The organism is Prevotella sp. P2-180 (assembly GCF_002251435.1).
Classification (GTDB): Bacteria; Bacteroidota; Bacteroidia; order Bacteroidales; family Bacteroidaceae; genus Prevotella.
This window is the reverse complement of sequence record NZ_NPJI01000084.1, coordinates 1-611: the sequence shown is the minus strand read 5'-3', so window position 1 is coordinate 611 and position 611 is coordinate 1. Positions and strand designations below refer to the sequence as shown.

The window sequence follows — 611 nt, the reverse complement described above, 5'->3', positions numbered from 1 at the left end:
AGGTATATCATACGCAACTTGTCGGAGAACTGCTCCTTTGTATCCTTCTCGGCAAGAACGACATCAGTGCGGAACTGCTTCTTGAAATCCAGGGGGCTGAAATTAAGGAAAGCCACAAGATAAACAGAGTCTATCTCATAGTTCCATGACGAACCCCGCTCGCCCTGGCGGGCTATCGACTCCGACACGTAGTATATGCTCCTGTTCTTGAAGAATGGCTGCGACTTGTTTTGCATCTCAACTATTATCTTCTCTCCCTCGTCGGTCTCGCAATAAATGTCGTAAATCAGCGACCTGTCTTCCTCAAACAGTGCAGGCTGCTCCTTGTCGAGGAATGTAAGGTTTACGATGCGCTTCTCTCCCTCAAACAGGCTGTTGAGGAAGTCGAGCAGCAGCGGTTTCGACAGCTCTTGTCCGAAGATTCTCTTGAAACCGACGTCGGTGAAAGGATTAATATATTTTGCCATATCTCGCTTTTTGATGGCAAAGATAATCCTTTTTGTTGAAACTGCAATATAAAGGATGGAAATGTTACAAATAATTAACGGATAGAACTTGGTTCACTCTTTCGGGACTATGAACATCGGGACACGGACCTGTCCCCTGTCCCG

Annotated in this window: 1 protein-coding gene; it reads right to left on the bottom strand. The window is 46.3% G+C overall.

Annotated elements, in window-relative coordinates; all coding sequences use genetic code 11:
- A partial coding sequence (locus tag CIK98_RS11960) for an Rpn family recombination-promoting nuclease/putative transposase (protein ID WP_141210530.1) occupies positions 1-467 on the bottom strand: 467 nt, incomplete at its 3' end.
- Between the last annotated feature and the right edge of the window lie 144 nt (positions 468-611).